Origin of the sequence: Pseudomonas sp. BT76 TE3572 (genome assembly GCF_050435365.1) — a bacterium.
GTDB lineage: Bacteria > Pseudomonadota > Gammaproteobacteria > Pseudomonadales > Pseudomonadaceae > Aquipseudomonas > Aquipseudomonas fluorescens_W.
In genome coordinates this window covers 2,132,668-2,150,092 of record NZ_JBNDKE010000001.1, presented here as the reverse complement: position 1 = coordinate 2,150,092, position 17,425 = coordinate 2,132,668, and the positions used below count along the sequence as shown (strand labels likewise).

At 59.2% G+C, this 17,425-nt stretch carries 17 protein-coding genes; 8 read left to right on the top strand and 9 right to left on the bottom strand.

Features of this window, described 5'->3' with window-relative positions; all coding sequences use genetic code 11:
* Position 1: 1 nt before the first annotated feature.
* Positions 2-331 carry a DUF6388 family protein gene (locus ABH912_RS09835; protein ID WP_033057023.1) on the bottom strand — a complete coding sequence of 110 codons (330 nt, stop codon included), beginning with the start codon at positions 329-331 and terminating at the stop codon, positions 2-4.
* A gap of 20 nt (positions 332-351) precedes the next feature.
* Positions 352-600 (bottom strand): hypothetical protein, encoded by a 249-nt coding sequence (locus tag ABH912_RS09830; RefSeq protein WP_008154823.1) that lies wholly within the window; start codon positions 598-600, stop codon positions 352-354.
* Positions 601-760: 160 nt separating this feature from the next.
* On the opposite strand from ABH912_RS09830, the gene ABH912_RS09825 reads away from it, so the two are divergent.
* Positions 761-1,111, top strand: coding sequence for a hypothetical protein (locus tag ABH912_RS09825; protein WP_033057021.1), 351 nt, complete (start codon positions 761-763; stop codon positions 1,109-1,111).
* A gap of 24 nt (positions 1,112-1,135) precedes the next feature.
* Here the strand turns inward: ABH912_RS09825 and ABH912_RS09820 are convergent, their stop codons facing one another.
* Positions 1,136-1,561: a GNAT family N-acetyltransferase gene (locus ABH912_RS09820; RefSeq protein ID WP_429510545.1), complete on the bottom strand. Its 426-nt coding sequence runs from the start codon at positions 1,559-1,561 to the stop codon at positions 1,136-1,138.
* A 151-nt stretch (positions 1,562-1,712) separates the two neighbouring features.
* Here ABH912_RS09820 and ABH912_RS09815 point away from each other — a divergent pair, with 151 nt between their 5' ends.
* Positions 1,713-2,150 (top strand): hemerythrin domain-containing protein, encoded by a 438-nt coding sequence (locus ABH912_RS09815; protein ID WP_033057017.1) that lies wholly within the window; start codon positions 1,713-1,715, stop codon positions 2,148-2,150.
* Between the two features lie 61 nt (positions 2,151-2,211).
* Positions 2,212-2,805, top strand: coding sequence for an NUDIX domain-containing protein (locus ABH912_RS09810; protein WP_033057014.1), 594 nt, complete (start codon positions 2,212-2,214; stop codon positions 2,803-2,805).
* A 168-nt stretch (positions 2,806-2,973) separates the two neighbouring features.
* On the opposite strand, the gene ABH912_RS09805 is transcribed toward ABH912_RS09810, so the two are convergent.
* Positions 2,974-3,489, bottom strand: a complete 516-nt coding sequence (locus tag ABH912_RS09805; RefSeq protein WP_429510544.1) for a methylated-DNA--[protein]-cysteine S-methyltransferase — start codon at positions 3,487-3,489, stop codon at positions 2,974-2,976.
* 151 nt (positions 3,490-3,640) lie between these two features.
* On the opposite strand from ABH912_RS09805, the gene ggt reads away from it, so the two are divergent.
* Both ggt and ABH912_RS09795 read left to right on the top strand, forming a co-directional pair.
* Positions 3,641-5,368 (top strand): gamma-glutamyltransferase, encoded by a 1,728-nt coding sequence (ggt, locus tag ABH912_RS09800; protein WP_429510543.1) that lies wholly within the window; start codon positions 3,641-3,643, stop codon positions 5,366-5,368.
* 252 nt (positions 5,369-5,620) lie between these two features.
* Entirely contained in the window at positions 5,621-6,154 is a 534-nt protein-coding gene (locus tag ABH912_RS09795) for a cysteine hydrolase family protein (protein ID WP_429510542.1), read from the top strand.
* Between the two features lie 30 nt (positions 6,155-6,184).
* On the opposite strand, the gene ABH912_RS09790 is transcribed toward ABH912_RS09795, so the two are convergent.
* A complete protein-coding gene (locus ABH912_RS09790; RefSeq protein WP_140894216.1) occupies positions 6,185-7,087 on the bottom strand; it encodes a LysR family transcriptional regulator in 903 nt (300 codons plus the stop codon).
* 147 nt (positions 7,088-7,234) lie between these two features.
* Between ABH912_RS09790 and ABH912_RS09785 the strand changes: the two genes are divergently transcribed.
* Together ABH912_RS09785 and ABH912_RS09780 are read left to right on the top strand one after the other, a co-directional pair.
* Positions 7,235-8,734: a purine-cytosine permease family protein gene (locus tag ABH912_RS09785; protein WP_429510541.1), complete on the top strand. Its 1,500-nt coding sequence runs from the start codon at positions 7,235-7,237 to the stop codon at positions 8,732-8,734.
* Positions 8,731-9,561 (top strand): nitrilase family protein, encoded by an 831-nt coding sequence (locus ABH912_RS09780; RefSeq protein ID WP_033059934.1) that lies wholly within the window; start codon positions 8,731-8,733, stop codon positions 9,559-9,561. Before ABH912_RS09785 ends, ABH912_RS09780 begins: the two co-directional genes overlap by 4 nt.
* 61 nt (positions 9,562-9,622) lie before the next feature.
* Here ABH912_RS09780 and ABH912_RS09775 read toward each other — a convergent pair whose 3' ends face one another.
* Positions 9,623-11,152 carry a multiheme c-type cytochrome gene (locus tag ABH912_RS09775; protein WP_429510540.1) on the bottom strand — a complete coding sequence of 510 codons (1,530 nt, stop codon included), beginning with the start codon at positions 11,150-11,152 and terminating at the stop codon, positions 9,623-9,625.
* A gap of 387 nt (positions 11,153-11,539) precedes the next feature.
* On the opposite strand from ABH912_RS09775, the gene ABH912_RS09770 reads away from it, so the two are divergent.
* Positions 11,540-12,466, top strand: a complete 927-nt coding sequence (locus ABH912_RS09770) for a Gfo/Idh/MocA family protein (protein ID WP_429510539.1) — start codon at positions 11,540-11,542, stop codon at positions 12,464-12,466.
* A gap of 73 nt (positions 12,467-12,539) precedes the next feature.
* Here the strand turns inward: ABH912_RS09770 and ABH912_RS09765 are convergent, their stop codons facing one another.
* The 3 genes from ABH912_RS09765 to ABH912_RS09755 are packed head-to-tail and all read right to left on the bottom strand — an operon-like array spanning position 12,540 to position 16,953.
* Positions 12,540-13,868, bottom strand: coding sequence for a TolC family outer membrane protein (locus ABH912_RS09765; RefSeq protein ID WP_033059938.1), 1,329 nt, complete (start codon positions 13,866-13,868; stop codon positions 12,540-12,542).
* A gap of 1 nt (position 13,869) precedes the next feature.
* Positions 13,870-15,210 carry an HlyD family type I secretion periplasmic adaptor subunit gene (locus ABH912_RS09760; protein WP_429510538.1) on the bottom strand — a complete coding sequence of 447 codons (1,341 nt, stop codon included), beginning with the start codon at positions 15,208-15,210 and terminating at the stop codon, positions 13,870-13,872.
* A gap of 6 nt (positions 15,211-15,216) precedes the next feature.
* Entirely contained in the window at positions 15,217-16,953 is a 1,737-nt protein-coding gene (locus ABH912_RS09755) for a type I secretion system permease/ATPase (protein WP_033059940.1), read from the bottom strand.
* Positions 16,954-17,425 lie beyond the last annotated feature (472 nt).

The following is a 17,425-nucleotide window of genomic DNA, read 5'->3' as shown; positions in this document are numbered from 1 at the left end:
GTCACTTACTCAATCCATATAACTCGCAATACTCCAGCCAGTCCATACCGGCCATCTCGGCCACTTCCTTGTGCACTTCCAGGCGCTGTGCCTGATAGTCCTCGGCCGTCGCGGCAGTCAGTTGCAGCGTCAGCTCCCAGGCAAACAATCCCAGACGCTCGGCCTCGGCTTCGAAGGCTTCATGCAAGCGCTCCTCGCGGTACTGCGCCGCGGTCTCGCCCTTGGCCTGAGCCAACAGCGGGTTGAGGTTGTCGAGTTCGACGCGCAGTTCAGGGCGCTCATCGAGAAACCTCTTCAACGCTTGCTCGTGTTGCTGTTCGGTTGCCGCCATGGTCGCTCCTTGAGGCTGGGTTACGAAGACTGCTTCTTGCTGGCCTTGGCCGCTGCTGCCAGGCATTCGAGGGCAAACTGCTCGGGATAGGTCATTTGAATCGGCGTGGTTTCACCTTTGACGGTTCTTTCGCCGTCGAGGATGTAACGGATCCGCTTGTCGGTGACGCCAATTCGCTTGGCGATCCAGGATGGCGTCTGACCGATCTGGCTGATCAGCTTGTCGGCATATTCAGCGGTCGGTTTGTAATATTCGGCGTTGGGTGTCATGACCTTTCCAGAAAATGAGCCCGGAAAACGGGCGATGCGGCGTTAATGGCGCGACAGGGTGCGCGAATCGTCACTCGGTGTCGCGGTATAAATGAAGTAAAGCAGAACGATACGCCGTGCCGCGGTGATACAGTCCGCTTTTTCTTGATGAGCGAACGCAATGCGAATTCTGATGGTGGCGCTGGCCGTAACGTTGCTGGCGGGATGCGCGGGCTCGACGATGAACGACGCCCGCACTGGAACCCCGTACAAAACCCTGACCTCGGACAAGCCGGAAAAAGTCGTCGCCCAGTGTGTGCAGTTTTCCTGGCAGGACGAAGCGGTGTTCGGTGTCGATGCCGGCGCGTATTTGCAGCCTGGCGAGAAGGGCGGCACCACCGTTTACACGCGCTCGGCAGAGTCCTTTGTGGACGTGAAGACCGACGCTTCCGCCACCGTGCTGAATTATTACGCGCAGCATGACGACTTTGTCGCCAAGCGCCGACTGGCGGCGTTGGCGACCTGCCTCTGAGGCCGATGCAGTATCCCTGTGGGATCAGTAAGTCAGGCGCTTCTGGAAAAAGAAGCGCTTGTGGCCCGGCGGGTAGTCAGCGATCTGGCCTAACTCGCTGTAGCCGAGCTTCTTGTAGAACTCTGGCGCCTGGAAGTCGAAGGTGTCGAGCCAGATCCCCACGCATTCTTTCTCCCGTGCCAGGTCCTCGGCCATCTGCATCAGCTTTGTGCCCATGCCCTGTCCCCGGGCCTGTTCCGGCACCGACAGCAGGTCGATGTACAACCATTGGTAAAACACTCGACCGTGAAGCCCACCGAGAATCTCGCCGCTTTCGTCACGCACCAGCAAGGCAATGGGCTCCTGCGTCGAGACACCGGCCTTTGCGGCGTTATAGGCGCGCAACGGCAGCAGGATCGCCTGGCGCTCTTCATCCGTGGGGTTTTGCGACCGTTCGATTCGCAGGGTCATCAGCTATTTCCTTATGGCCGGGGTGGAAAACATTACCAAGCCTATCGCGTCACCTGGTCGTTGTTCCAGTCGTCAGGTGGAACCGTCGTTCGCGCGCAGATGTCTAGCCTAAACAGCGTCATTCCAGAACGCGGCCTATGAGGACACTTCCGTGAATATTTTCGAAGCCTTGCGCGAAAGCCACGACCGCCAACGCACCTACGCCGATGCGCTGATCCAGACCAGCGGCGACACCCCGGAGCGGGTCGAGGCTTACAAGCAGCTCAAGTCCGAACTTCAGGCCCACGAAACCGCTGAAGAGCGGCATTTCTACATCCCGCTGATGGAGTTTGATAACGGCGTCGACCTCAGCCGTCATGCCATTGCAGAACATCACGCGATGGACGAAATGATGGAAGAACTGGACGAGACCGAGATGTCCAGCCCGGCCTGGCTGGCAGTCGCGAAGAAACTCGCCGAGAAGGTCAATCACCACCTGGAAGAGGAAGAGCAGAAGTTTTTCCAGATGGCCGGCAAACTACTCGACGACAAACAGAAAGAGACGCTGGCAGGGCAATATGTGAAGGAATACAAGGCTCAGCTTTCTTAGCGCCAGGCTTTCGTTTTCGCCTAACATGGGCGCCTTCTGACGGAAAAAGGGATGCGTTGTCATGTCGAATACAGCCGAGCGGGTCAACCTCATCGAGTCCCAGGTGTTGTCCCACGACTGGTACCTGCTCAAGAAAATCACCTTCGATTACCTGCGCAACAATGGCGAATGGCAACGTCAGACCCGCGAGGTCTACGACCGTGGCAACGGTGCGGCGATTCTGCTGTTCAACCGCGAAAAGAAAACCGTGGTGTTGACCCGGCAGTTCCGGTTGCCGGTGTTCGTCAACGGCCACGATGGGTTGCTGATCGAAGTCGCGGCGGGGCTGCTCGAAGGTGCGGCGCCTGAAGAGCGCATCCGCGAAGAAGCGGAGGAAGAAACCGGTTATCGCGTGCACCATGTGCACAAGGTGTTCGAGTCCTACATGAGCCCAGGCTCGGTGACTGAAAAACTGCACTTCTTCATCGCTGAGTACGATGCAGCTTCCAAGGTCAGTGAGGGCGGCGGGCTGGAGGAGGAGACCGAGGAACTGGAAGTGCTGGAGTGGTCGTTTGACGAGGCGCTGGCGGCGTTTGATCGTGGGGAGATCTGCGATGCGAAGACCATCATGTTGCTGCAGTATGCGGCGATGAAAAACATCTTCGCCGCGGGCTAATCAACGTAGCAGCTGTCGAGCCTGCGAGGCTGCGTCCGACTGCGCAGCAGTCGTAAAACCATTCACTGCGCTGTTCCAGATAAACCGTGGCGCCTGAGTTTGCGACTGCTGCGCAGTCGGACGCAGCCTCGCAGGCTCGGCAGCTGCTACAGGTTGCGTTTCGGCTGATCAGAACAAATCGCCCGTCCTGCCGGCCCCTGACCACTCGCAACCTTCCAGCGTCAGCAGCTGCTCCTTCGCCTCAAGCCCACCGGCGAACCCCGTCAATTTCCCCGAAGCACCAATCACCCGATGACACGGCGCAACAATCGAAATCGGATTCTTGCCATTCGCCGCGCCCACTGCCCGAACCGCACTGGGGTTGCCGATCTGCTCGGCAATCTGGGTGTAACTGCGGGTCTCGCCAAACGGAATGGTCAGCAGCGCTGCCCAGACCTTCTTCTGAAATTCCGTGCCGGCAAACTCCAGTTCCAGGTCGAAACGATTGCGTGTGCCCGCAAAGTATTCCTTCAGCTGCTGAGCGGTGCGCAGCAGGATCGGATTATCCGGCGCCTCGCGCATTAGCCCAAGGCGCACCCGGCCCGGTTTGTCGTTTTCCCAGAGGATGGCTGCCAGTCGTGAGCCGTTCGCGACCAGCTTCAACTCGCCCACCGGGGAGGCCAGGGTGATGTAGGTGAACGTCATGCCGGCGGACTCCGTGGATGGGCTGAGCAGGAGGCCAAGCATACTGCCTCGACGGGGAGGCGCAATACGCAATCCCAGCCATACTTGCCTCTGCTCTTGAAGCCTTCCCTCTGTTTGCGTACAGAGCCTAAAAACAAAAAGAGACCGACTCATGAAGTTCGAACCTTTTGCCAAATCGCTGATTGCGACCTCGTTGGCGCTCAGCTGCCTCAGTGCTTACGCGGCCTCCGTGGCGCCGGTTGCGGCCGAAAACGGCATGGTCGTCACCGCGCAGCATCTGGCCAGTCACGTGGGTGTCGATGTACTCAAGAACGGCGGCAATGCCGTTGATGCCGCAGTAGCGGTCGGTTACGCGCTGGCGGTGGTTTATCCCGCAGCGGGCAACCTGGGTGGCGGCGGATTCATGACCATTCAGTTGGCGGACGGGCGCAAGACCTTCCTCGACTTCCGTGAAAAAGCACCGCTGGCCGCCACCGCCGACATGTACCTCGACAAGGCGGGCAACGTCGTCCCTGACCTGAGCACTCGTGGCCATCTGGCCGTTGGCGTGCCGGGCACCGTGTCCGGTATGGAGCTGGCGCTGAAGAAATACGGCACCAAACCGCGCAAGGAAGTGATCGCCCCGGCCATCAAGCTCGCCGAAGACGGCTTTGTGCTGGAGCAGGGCGATGTCGAATTGCTGGAATACGCCACTGATGTGTTCAAGAAGGACATCAAGGATTCCGGTGCGATCTTCCTGAGCAACGGCGAGCCGATGCAAGTCGGTCAGAAACTGGTGCAAAAAGACCTCGGCAAGACCCTGCGGGAAATCTCCGAGAACGGCGCCGACGGCTTCTATAAAGGCTGGGTGGCCGATGCCATCGTCACCGCCAGCCAGGCCAACAAGGGCATCATCACCCAGGCCGATCTCGACAAATACAAGACCCGCGAACTGGCCCCGATTGAATGCGATTACCGCGGCTACCATGTGGTCTCGGCACCGCCACCCAGCTCTGGCGGCGTGGTGATTTGCGAGATCATGAACATTCTCGAAGGCTATCCGATGAAAGACCTGGGCTATCACTCGGCCCAGAGCATGCACTACCAGATTGAAGCGATGCGTCACGCCTACGTGGACCGCAACAGCTACCTGGGCGACCCGGATTTCGTGAAGAACCCGATCGCCCATCTGCTGGATAAAAACTACGCCACCAAAATCCGCACCGCCATTGACCCGCAAAAGGCCGGTGTGTCCCGCGAGCTCAAACCCGGCGTCGCGCCCCATGAAGGCAGCAACACCACCCATTACTCCATCGTCGATAAATGGGGCAACGCGGTTTCGGTGACCTACACCTTGAACGACTGGTTCGGCGCCGGCGTCATGGCCAGCAAAACCGGGGTCATCCTCAACGATGAAATGGACGACTTCACCTCGAAAATCGGCGTGCCAAACATGTACGGCCTGGTGCAGGGGGAGGCCAACGCCATCGCTCCCGGCAAGGCACCGCTGTCGTCCATGAGCCCGACCATCGTCACCAAGGACGGCAAAGTGGTCATGGTGGTCGGCACCCCTGGCGGCAGCCGCATCATCACTGCAACCTTGCTGACCATGCTCAACGTGATCGACTGCGGCATGAACATCCAGGAAGCGGTCGATGCACCGCGTTTCCACCAGCAGTGGTTGCCGGAAGAAACCAACCTTGAGACCTTCACTACCAGCCCTGATACGGTGAAGATGCTCGAAAGTTGGGGGCACAAGTTTGCCGGACCACAGGATGCCAACCATGTGGCGGCAATTCTTGTCGGCGCACCGTCGCTGGGGGGCAAACCGGTCGGCAAAAACCGCTTCTATGGGGCGAACGACCCACGTCGTAATACCGGGTTGTCGCTCGGTTATTGAGGCAGGTCGGGGCCATCAAAATTCTTGAGGGTGGCTCCGATCCCGTAGCAGCTGTCGAGCCTGCGAGGCTGCGTTCGACTGCGTAGCAGTCGTAAATCGGTTGACCGCGTTCGTTCAGGTAGACCACATTTGCTGGATTACGATCGCTTCGCGCTCGAACGCAGCCTCGCAGGCTCGGCAGCTGCTACAAGTTAAAAGGGAACGGGTTCTAAATCCGTTGCCGATTCACCGACCTTTCAAGGGAGGAAGCTCATGTCTACCGCACTGCTGATCATCGACGTCCAGCGCGCCCTGTGCACTGGCGAGTACGCATGTTTTGAGATCAAGCGCGTTATCGAGAACATCAACGGCCTCAGTGCCAAGGCTCGCGAAGCAGGCATACCGGTCATCCTCATCCAGCACGAAGAAAAGGGCGACCAGCTGCAACACGGCTCCGAAGGCTGGCAACTGGCCGAAAGCCTGGATACTTCACCGCAAGACCTACGCGTGCGAAAAACCAATCGAGACTCGTTCTACCGAACCCACTTGCAAGCCCAATTGCAGGATTTGGGCATCGACCGCCTGATCATCTGCGGGCTGCAAACCGACTATTGCATCAACGCCACTGTCCGCCAGGCCCTGAACCTGGGCTATGACGTCGTGCTCGCCGCCGATGCGCATTCCACCGTCGACAACGGCAACCTCGCCGCCGAAGACATCATCACCGAGCACAACGCAGACCTGGCGCACTTGACGGGCCCCGTGGCGCGGATCGATGTCATGCCGACCAGCGAAATCCGCATCTGAAACGGGTGAGGGGCTTATTCCCGTTGACGCTTACACAGCCCCGAAAATGTCGATCAACTCAGTCAGAAAAGCACTGACCAGATCCCGCTGACGCGCCGAATGCCTGACCGCCGCATGAAAGCCGACTTCATAGCGCAACAGTTCAGGATTCAGCGGATGCAACTGCCCCAGTTGTTCATGCTTCGCCGCATAGTGCTGCGGCAGAAACCCCAAATGCTGGCCCGACAGAATGAGCAGGGCGGCGCCGTCCATGCTGTCGGTGAGTACCGTCAATCGTTCAATCGAGGTGGGCGCCGGCATTTCCGGCAAGGGGTGACTGGGCCATACCCAGTCGTAATCACTGACGTCATCCCGGGTCAGTTCGCCCACTTGCTCGAACAGCGGATGAGTGGGGGCGCAATAGGCGATCTGGGTTTCCTGGAACAACGCAAAGTAATCAATATTGGGCAGGCGGTGCCAAAAATAGCCGATCGCCAGATCGATATGGCCGTTGATGATTTTCTCTTCCAGCAGCGATGACGACAGCTCCGTGAAATGGAAATACAGCCCTTCATGTCGCGACCGTAACCGCGCAATGGCCAAGGCGATTTTCTTGTTGGCCACCGGGTCGATTTGACCGAGCAGGCCGATATTGATGTTGCCCGATACCTTGCGATTGATGTGCTGGACTTCAACCCGGAACCCTTCGGCAGCCGCCAGCAATCGGCGCGCCGCCTCGACAAACTGGCTGCCCTTGGGCGTCACCGAAAACCCACCGCGCCCGCGCTCGCAAAGACGAAACCCCACCCGCGCTTCCAGCGTCGCCAATTGCGCACTGATGGTGGGTTGCGTGGTATTGAGCGCCGTTTGCGCGGCCGAGATCCCGCCCGCCTCAACGACGGTCAGAAACACCCGGATCAAACGCAGATCCAGTTCCGATACAGTTCCCAGCATGCGTGCTCCTGATACTCACTTACATCGACGTGGATCTATGTAAACAGTGTGCCTGCGATATTTTACAGCCCTGACCAACGCCCTACATTGCAATGAAACCGGCGCTTTGCCCATAAAAACAACAATTACCAGCATAGGAACACGCATATGTCAGGGTCCCCTCAATCTGCGCAAGCCATCGAGGCGAGCAACGGGTTGGCCATCGAAGGCCACTCGATCGATTACATTCCGGAAAACGAACGTCACGCCAAGCTCAGCAGCCAGGGCCCTTTCTGGTTTCTAGGCAACTTCCACTTCTTCACCATCTCCATCGGGTTTGTCGGCCCAAGCCTCGGTTTGTCGGCGCTGTGGACGATGTTGGCCGGTGCGCTGGGCATTATGTTCGGCACCATATTCATGGCGTTTCATGGCTCGCAAGGCCCGGAAATGGGCCTGCCGCAAATGATCCAGTCGCGTGCGCAGTTTGGTTATCGCGGGGTGATCCTGGCGTTGATGGCGACGATGTTTGTGTTCGTCGGTTTCAACGTAGTGAACATCTCGCTGATCATGAACGGCCTTGAACATGTGTTTGGCATTGACCCGACCATTGTTGCCGTCGCTGTGGTGTTGATCGGCGCACTGCTGTCGATCTACGGCCACGACCTGATGCACAAAGCCTTCAAGTGGGCGTTGCTCGCCACGTTGCCGCTGTATGCGCTGGTCACCATCGCCTTGATGTTCGGCGCAGGCCAGGAGGGCGTCACCCCGGCGACCGACCTGGGTTTCAGCTGGATTGCCTTTGCCACGCTGTTTGCCATCGGCGCGAGCTACAACATTTCCTATGCACCTTATGTCTCTGACTATTCCCGTTACCTGCCGAAAAACACCAGTCGACCAAAACTGATCGCCGCGGTATTCATCGGCGCGTCGTTGTCGGGTGGCTGGATGATCGGCCTCGGCGCCTGGCTTGCGCAGCAGTTGAAAGCGGCGGATGCGCTGGTGGCGCTGAATCAGGTTGGTTCTTCGATGATTCCAGGCCTGGGCAATGTGTTGGTGATTGTCTCGGTGGCGGGCTTTCTGCCGATCATTGCGCTCAACACCTACAGCGCCATGCTGACGTTACTGACGGGTGTGGATTCGATCAAAAAAATCACACCGACACCCCGCGCCCGGGTGATGTCGATCTCCGCGATCAGCGTCATTCTGTTGACCTGTGTGCTGTCGATCAAAGGCGATGGCATCGCCCTGTTGAACACCTTCCTCGTGCTGCTCCTGTACTTCCTCGTGCCGTGGACCGCGGTCAATCTGGTGGACTACTTCTTCGTGCGCAAAGGCCGCTACGCGATCCCGCATTTCTTCACGCCGAAGGGCATTTACGGCGCCTGGCAATTTCGCGGCATCGTCTCTTATCTGATTGGCTTCGCCGCCATGGTGCCGTTCTTCTACATCTTTGATGCGGCGGCCGGCAAAGAGGTATTCGTCGGGCCGTTGGCGCGGATGCTTGAGGGCGTGGATATCGCCTGGCTGGTGGGCCTGCTGGTCTCGGGCCTGACGTATTACCTGCTCAGCCGTTCGATAGACCTTGAGTACGAACGCCGGATTATCGACTCGATTACCGAGAGCGACATTGTTTCCATGGCTCATCAGTCTGTGGAGGAGGGGCGTTGAACAGCACCAAAAATACCGTGGTCGCCTGCTGCCAACTGGCGCCGAAAATAGGCGACCTCGCTTACAACCGGAAGCTGACCGAACGGGCGATTCGCTCGGCGGCTTACCAGGGCGCCCAGGTGGTGGTGCTGCCTGAGCTGGTCCAGAGCGGCTACTTGTTTGCCGACCGCAGCGAAGCCCTGTCCCTGGCGGAAACCGTCGAAGGGCCGACCTTGCGTCTGTGGACGGCGCTGGCCCGGGAATTGAGCATCGTGGTGGTGGGTGGATTCTGCGAGCGGTTAGCCGGCGATGAACTGGCCAACAGCGCGGCGATGATCGATGCCCAAGGCCTGCGCGCCGTGTACCGCAAGGCGCACCTCTGGGATGGCGAGAACGAAATCTTCAGCGCCGGAAACGACGCGCCGCCAGTTGTAGAAACCGTTCATGGTCGGATTGGCATGCTGATTTGCTACGACCTGGAATTCCCCGAATGGGTGCGACTGCCGGCGCTGGCCGGTGCGGACCTGCTCTGCGCACCAGTCAATTGGCCCGATGGGCCACGGCCGCAAACCGAGCGTCCGGCCGAAGTGGTGCGGGTCCAGGCCAACGCCTCGGTCAACCGAATGTTCATCGCCGCGTGTGATCGGCATGGTCATGAACGCGGGGTGAGTTGGGTGCAGGGCTCGGTGATCGTCGATGCCGATGGCTACCCTGTGGCCGGGCCGGCGGAGCAGGGTGGCGAGCAGATTTTGCTGGCGACGCTGAACCTTGCTGAGGCGCGGAACAAGCGAATCAGTGCGCGTAATGATTTGCATCGGGATCGGCGGTCGCAGTTGTATCTCCCGTAAGGCGTAAATAGACGGCGCACCCGCAATGATCGGGGCCAGCCTGAACGTCGACACTGCGCAGCTAGAAGTGCGCAGTGTTTGCACCGACGACGGGCAGGCTTGTCGACAGGGGTACGCTCTGCGTGACTTTGGCCATCTGGGTGATTTCCACCTGTAACTTATCTTTGCCAAGCAGGTAGTCGGCCAGCTTCTGCGAAAACGGCCAGTAGTTCAGTTCGGCAGTCAACGAGAGCGGCCCGACGGCGTCGGCCGGCACCAGGAAAGTGAACACTCCAATATCGTAGCCTTTGGGCAGAATGCGGTTGTCCCAGAGAATTTGTGTGGCATTCCAGACCTCGACGTCCAACGGATTGCCGTCCTTGTCGCCTATGTGCACTTTGAAATTTCGGGTGTTGTCCTCAGTCTTGCCGTCCTTGATCGAGCCCAGCCGATAGAGCTCGCGACCACTGGCATCCAGCACCCGGAAATCGATCCACATCTCCCGTCCCTCCGGAAAGCCGGTCGGCAGCTTGTGCCCGGCGCCGACATTGGCAACTTTGACGGCGACCGAGGTGTATTGCCCGGGAATGATGGTTGCCGGCAATTGCTGGAACGTTATTTCCCCCGCGCGTGCGAGCATGTCGCGCCCGCGTTGCGCGCCCGCGTCCTGACCGAGATGCTGGAGCATCATAGCGTTGGCGCCGCTGAACCAATGCGAGGCGACCTGTTCGCGGTCTGGCCCCATGATCGCGGCCTTACCCGCAAAACCCGGCATATGGCAGCTCTGGCAGGTAATGTCGTTAAGGCTGTAGGCGCTCTCCTGCCATTCGTCATAGGTTCGTTCGACCGCCACACCGCTGAACGGGTGCGTGACGTTGTGGCAGGTGCCGCAAAAGTCAGAGCGCGTGTGCAGAGCGGAATAAACGGTGTCGTGATAGGGCGAAACGGCATCTTTGCGCGGGCCGAACTTGGTCGGTTTACCGTGCGCTCGAGGGCTCAGGACATAGGCGCCGTTATCGAGGCCTGTGCGGGCACTAATGTTGTGGCAGGTCTCGCAATCGACCCCAGGCATCGGATGATTTTTTTCGCTGTCTTCAATCGAGGAACGGTTGAGTTCCGAATTGATCTGCCCGGTCGTGAGACCAATCGGGGTATGGCAGCCAGTGCAGAAGTTATCGACCTTCCCCTCGGTGGCCGAACTCGCACGTTTGAGCAAGGCCCGATAGATGGGTTCATCCCAGGCTTGGGACATCATCGACGAACGCCACTGCTTGTAGATCTCCGTATGGCAAGCACCACATACCTGGGCATTGTCGAAGTCTTTTACATTCAACACCAGGTTGCCGGTGGTATTGGCCCGATGCGGAAAGAACGGCATCCCGCCAATCACATGCATGAGCCTGGAGCGTGCCGGCTCCAGCCACTTCTCATTCTCCTGATTGTCATTGCCCTGAGGTTCGTCGGCCGCCACCAGCGTTACCGTAAGCAGGCAGGCCAGCAAGCATAAAAAACGGCGAACAAAAGGTTTGATCACCCGGTAGATCAGGGTGTGGACAAAGGCGGCCAGTAATTCATCTGGCCTGGGCGCGTGTTTGCAGGTGGGGTGGTTCATAAGCGTTTCCCCAGGACGGTTGCAGAGGATGACTTCAGCACTTCCATTGAATTGACAGGGTTACTTCATCCTGCAAGCCAATGGTGATAGGTACGGCTCCTCGACTCTCCACCTTTCATGAACGGGAGAAGCTCACTCGGTCATTACGTTGCAAGGACTGTGACAAAAGATGTGCAATGACCTGAAGGCCCGGAAAACAGTGGTCAGAGGCTGAAATTTTGTGCTGGTCGAGGCGGGGATACTGCGGGGGAATGGCACCCAATAGTGGGGAGTTCACTCCGGAATCGGGGGCACATCCGAAAGCACGCCATCAATGACTTCCCCGCTATACAAACGTAACCTTGCCAGTTCGCTTCCCTAGACAAGAAAAAAAACCAGGAGTCATTGATGCAACCGATCCGTCTCGGTCTGGTGGGCTACGGCAAGATTGCCCAGGATCAACACGTCCCCGCTATCAACGCCAACCCCGCGTTCCAGTTGGTCTCTGTCGCAACACAAGGTCCGCCCTGCGCCGGGGTGGCGAACTTTCAGTCCCTGAGTGAGCTGCTCGAAAACGGCCCGGCCGTCGATGCGATTGCGTTTTGCACACCGCCGCAAGGACGATTCGTTCTGGTGCAACAAGCGCTGGCCGCTGGCAAACACGTGCTGGTCGAAAAGCCGCCGTGCGCCACGTTGGGTGAAGCGATGGCGTTGGTGAATCAGGTCGATGAGCAAGGCGTCAGCGGTCTGTTCGCCTGGCATTCACGCTACGCGCCCGGCATCGAAGCCGCCCGCCACTGGCTGGCCACCCGCACCCTGCAAAGCGTACAGATCGACTGGAAGGAAGACGTGCGCAAGTGGCACCCAGGCCAGGCGTGGATCTGGCAACCCGGAGGCCTGGGCGTCTTCGATCCCGGCATCAATGCCTTGTCGATTGCAACCCATCTGCTGGCGCTGCCGCTGTTTGTTGAGTCTGCCGAACTGCGAGTCCCCAGCAACTGCCAGTCGCCTATCGCCGCTTCCATCAAAATGTCTGATGCGCGCCACCTCGATGTTCGCGCGGAGTTCGATTTCGACCACGGTCACGAAGAACTTTGGAGCATCGAGATTCGCTGTACCGAAGGCATCCTGAGACTGGACAACGGTGGCGCTCTGTTGAGCATCGACGGCGTGCGCCAAGCCGTATCGGAGGAAGGCGAGTACGCGGCGGTGTATCGACATTTTCAACAGCTGATTGGCGACAAAGCCAGTGACCTGGACCTCCAGCCACTGCGACTGGTTGCCGACAGCTTTTTCGTCGGCAGTCGGGCGTTGGTTGCGCCGTTCTACGATTAGCGTCCGTTCAGAAACGCAGAGGTGGGTGAAAGGCACGCTGTTGCGTGCCTGGGTTTTGCCGCGCAGGTGAACGTCAGTTGGTGACCAACAGTTCCGGGCCGAGGTAGTCGTTGATGTGGTCGATATCGTCGTCGCCCAGACTGCCCACCGAAGAGGCCAGGCGCAGGCGCGACATCAAGTAGCGCAGCTTGGCCTCGAACAGATCGTGGCGCGCAACGAAGAGCAGTTCTTCGGCATTGAGGACGTCCGCATTGGTGCTGGTGCCCCCCTCCTTGAAGCCCTTGCGTGTCGAATTCAGTGAGCGTTCGTTGGATTCCACGGCCCTCTCCAGCGCGTGAATACGTTGGGCGCCGCTCTCTACGCCGCGATACTCACGGGTGGTACCGGTGATGACTTCCTGGCGCGTGGCGTCGAGTTCGTCCTGGGCCTTATAGCTATTGGCACTCGCCTGGCGTGTCAACGCGGTGGTGCCGCCACCGCTGTACAACGGAAAGTTTACTTCCAGCCCGACTGAGCCGTAGCGGTTGCGTTGATTCAACTCGGAGATTGATTGGCTATCCCCCGCGGTGTAGCCGGCCACGAAATCCAGTGTTGGCCAGTGACCGGCCTTGGCGCGTTTCACTTCTTCTTCGGCGAGGTCACTGCTATGACGGCGCGCATGGATCAGCGGGCTGTCGGCCTGGGCTTTGACCAACCAGTCTTGCAGGTTGCCCGGTAGCAGCGGTGGTGTATCGAAGGTCGGACGCAGGGTGGTCAGCGATTCGGGGGTTTCACCGATAAATTCCTCAAGCTTGCGGCGCGAGTTCACCAGGTTGTCCTGCGCTTCGATCAGCTCAACCGCGGCGAGGTCGCGGCGAGCGGCCGACTCGTCGATGTCGGTGACGGTGCCGGCCCCCAACTCCATGCGCCGTTTCGCCGAAGCGAGTTGCTCGTCGAAGGCGTTCAGTTTGGACTTGGCAAGGGTGATGGTTTCGCTGGCCAGGAGCACGTCGAAATAGCTTTCAGCCAGGCGCACTGCGGCGTCCTGACTCTTGGCATCGAACACCGCGACGCTGTAGTCGGCACGCTGCTTGCCCTGGCGGTACTCGGCCATCTTCTGTTTGTTGAACAGCGGCTGGCGCAGGCGCACGTTAGCGCCCTTGGAGGTGTAGTCGAGATCTCTTTCGACGCCGCCTTGGCGTTGGGTGCCATTGACCTTGTTGTCGTAGGCCGAGGCACTGATCTGTGGTAGCAGGCCGGCCCTGCCGATGTCGCGGTTTTGCGCACCGGCCTCCTTTTCATGCACGGCGGCGCGATAGACGGGGCCTTGATATTGCAACAAATCCCAGGCTTGTTTGAGGTCCATGGCACTGGTCGGGAGGGACAGCGCCAGCAGGCAGAAGAACAGGCCATGACGTTCCATTTCATTGTTCCTTGAATGAGCTGTCAACACGCTCGAGCATTGGTTTGAGAAGATAGCTCATCATGTTGCGCTCGCCAGTCTTTATGGTGACGCTGGCGGGCATACCGGGACGAATGTGATTGCTGCCAAGAAGGCTCATGCCATCGGGCGTGACTTCTACCTGAGCCAGATAGAACGGTTGCTTGCTTTCCTCGTCGAGCAGGCGGTCGGCGGAGATGGTCTTCACACGACCGGGGATATTGGGCGTCCGGGCATGGTTGAAGGCCGGGAAGGCGATGTCCACGGGCAGGCCGGGGACCATCTTGTCGATGGCCTGTACGGGAATCATCGCGTCGACCTGCAGCGGTTCGTTGTCCGGAACGATTTCCATGATCTTGAAGCCGGGCTGAATGATCCCGCCGATGGTGGCGATACTCAGGGACTGGACCATGCCATCGATGGGCGATCGAATCACCGTGTGGGTCACTTCATAGTCCAGCGCACGCAAGCGGTCGGCCAGGGTGGTGTTTTCCTTGGCGGTGTCGGTGAGCTGCGATTCGACTTCCTTCAGGTAATCGTGCTGGCGCTGCAGGATGCGCAGCTTGATTTCGGTGGTCTGGCTACGCACACGAGCAATGTTGTTGAGGTTCTCGGCCTGGCCGGCGGAGAGGTCGGCATTGCTGCGTTCCAGCTCAAGCAGGCGGTTGCGCGGGACATAGCCTTCGGTCGCCAGCGTGCGGGTGCCTTTCAGTTCCTGATTGAGGAAGTTGATCTGCGAGGCGCGGGCGCCATAGACCTGCTGCAGACCCTTGAGCTGCACTGACGACGCCGCGAGGTTCTCCTGCAGGATGCTGATTTCGCCAGCGAGGCCGGCGCGTCGGGTGTCCAGCAGGCGTTGTTGCAGATCCATGGCGGCCATCAGGCGCGGGTCATTCCCGAAGCGCTTGAGCAATTCGGGATCGAAGTTCACCACATCGCGGCCGTCACGTTCCGCTTCCAGGCGGTTTTCCACTGTCTTGCTGACGATGTACTGGGCGCTGACTGCACCCTGTTCGGCCGCGGCACGCAACGAGTCGAGGCGGACCACCTCCTGGCCCTTTTTCACTGTATCGCCTTCGCGAACAAGAATGGCCTCCACGGTACCGCCGCTCAGGTGCTGCACGGCTTTGCGATTGCTGGTGATTTTTACCGTGCCTGTCGCGACCACGCCGGCATCCAGCGGCGCCATCCAGGACCACAGGAGGAAACCGCCGAAGCCGGCGAGCATCAGCAGCATACCCCAGCGCACGGGTTTGCCGACGTCCAGATCCACCACGTTCCTGGGATCGCTGAGAATCATGTCGGTGTGTTGGCTCATTTGCATGATCGGTTACTCCCGTGCTTTGACGGAGGCCAGCGGAGTTGACGCGCCTGCAGGCATCACACTGGCCTTGCGCAGCGCTGCGAATACTTCGTCGCGAGTGCCGAGCATCTGCACGCCACCGTCTCGCAGCATCAGCACCTTATCGACGGCGCAGAGCACATTGGGACGGTGGGAAATCAGAATGACGGTGGCGCCGCGGTTTTTGAGTTGGGCCAGCGCATCGACCAAAGCCTTTTCACCGACGTCGTCGAGGTTGGCGTTCGGCTCGTCCAGCACGATCAGATTGGGTTCTCCATACAGCGCGCGGGCCAAGGCGATGCGTTGTTTCTGGCCACCGGAAAGCGGGCTGCCATCGGTGCCCAGACGGGTCTCATAACCCTGCGCCAAACGCAGGATCATCTCGTGCACCCCAGTAGTCCTGGCGGCGCGGATGACCGCGTCGCTGTCCACTTCGCCAAAGCGCGCAATGTTGTCGGCGATGGTGCCCTCGAACAGCTCCACGTCCTGCGGCAGGTAGCCGAGCCAGGGGCCAAGTTCGCCCTTGTTCCAGGTGAATATGTCTGCGCCGTCCAGGCGCACCTTGCCGGCCTGTGCCGGCCAGACGCCGACCAACAGGCGAGCGAGGGTGGATTTGCCCGAGGCGGATGGACCGATAATGCCAAGGCTTTCGCCGGGGGAAAGGTTGAAAGTCACCCCGCGCAGAATCGTGTTGCTGGTGCCGGGGGAACCGGCATACACATTCTCCACCGCCAGCATGCCCAGCGGCCGTTGCAGCGACATGCTCGGTGGCCGGCGCGGATAGTCGTTGAGCATTTCATTCAACCGACCCCAGGCCGAACGGCAGCCAAGCAGCTGCTTCCAGGACGCGATGACTTGTTCCACCGGACCCAGCGCGCGGCCGGTGAGGATCGAGCAAGCAATCATCATCCCGGGGGTGATCTTGCCTTCGATCGCCAGCAGCGCGCCGGCGCCGAGGATCAACGACTGCAAAGTGATACGCACGAAACGCCCGGTGCTGCTGATCAGGGCGGCACGGTCGGAGGCCAGGGTCTGCATTTCCAGGATGCGCAAATGGCTTTGGTACCAGCGCTTGCCGATCGACGGCAGCATGCCCATGGCCTCGATGACCTCGGCGTTGCGCAGGTTGTTGTTGGCGTAGCTGGCGGAGGAGAGGGCGGCCTGATTGGCTTCGGCCAGCGGCTTTTGCGTCGCCTTCTCGGTGAGATAAGCCAGGGCCACCAGAATCAGCGAGCCGATCAGCGTGACCAGTCCGAGCAGCGGATGGATCAGGTAGGCGACCAGCAGGTAGATCGGCGTCCATGGCGCATCAAAGAAAGCGAACAGGCCATTGCCGGTGAGGAATTGACGCACCTGTGCGAGGTCCTGCAGCGCCTGGGCCGGATTACCTCCGGCGCGGCTCAGGTTGCGCTCGAATGCTGCGGTGAAAATGCGTCGATTGAGGTCCATGTCGAGGCAGTTGCCGACCCGGATCAGCACGCGGGTGCGGAACATTTCCAGCGTGGCCATCAGCAAGAACAGGCCTATCACCAGAATGGTCAACATCGTCAACGTTGTGACGTTGCGACTGACCAAGGCCCGATCGTAGACCTGCAGCATATAAATAGCTGGCGTCAACATCATGACGTTGATGACGCCGCTGAACCCTGCCAGCGAGTAAAAACTTCGACGAAGTCGAAAAAGCGCGTCGGCCAGCTCTGATCGGGTGCTCGACTGTTTGTGCATTTTGGGTGACCCCTCTTCGAAAAGCCGTTTGCCCTTGCGGCGCAACAGCTAACAGATCCAGTTCCGCAGGCGGCTGGTTGATCCTCAGGTTGGTCGCTCTAGGGGCGCATCACCTGAAAATCTCTGCGTCGCTCTCATGGCAGCAGCGTAGGTGTCGTCGAAACAATCTGAAATAACATTTCGCTCTAATGTCGCGAATGATTTTCTATAAGTCTCATAAAAACAGTCAGTTAAGAGGTCAGTCACCGGTCGTCTGTTTTGCGTGTCGTAAAATTGACAATTTTTCGCTATGCAACTTTAGTCTCAGTCATTGAGGGAGCCGCTCGCCTGAAGCCTGTCAACTTTTTGGCAACGCAAGGTGTGATGATTTTCCCGATGGAGCACACCATGTCGATGATTTCGTTCTACTGCGCAGTGAAGGGGATGTTCAGGAAGTTCGCTGTTACTTCAAGTTTCCATGGCCCACCCAGGG